This is a genomic window from Paraburkholderia sp. SIMBA_054, from assembly GCF_046534875.1.
GTDB lineage: Bacteria > Pseudomonadota > Gammaproteobacteria > Burkholderiales > Burkholderiaceae > Paraburkholderia > Paraburkholderia hospita.
Genome location: NZ_JAWRXV010001617.1, coordinates 1 through 240, shown reverse-complemented (window position 1 = coordinate 240; position 240 = coordinate 1). Strand labels below are relative to the sequence as shown.

Below are 240 nucleotides of genomic sequence, written 5' to 3'. Positions count from 1 at the left end.
GGCGAAGCCGGTGCGAGTGTACGGGCGATCTGCAATCCAAACGCCGTCAATGCCATGAAAGTGATGCCCAGAAGCGCGCCGCCCACCAGAGGCCCGAGCGGCGGAGCCAGAACCACGCTCGCGGCAACGCCGACAGCCTCCAGAATGGCCGTCAGGGCAAATGCATTGAAAAGGCCGAATTTCCTGGCAGCCGGTGCCCACAGCCAGATCGAGGGCGCAGCCGTCAGGCCGGTCACCACC

At 65.4% G+C, this 240-nt stretch carries 1 protein-coding gene; it reads right to left on the bottom strand.

Features of this window, described 5'->3' with window-relative positions; all coding sequences use genetic code 11:
- The coding region (locus SB822_RS60550) for a YbfB/YjiJ family MFS transporter (protein WP_410859582.1) at positions 1-240 on the bottom strand (240 nt) is incomplete at both ends.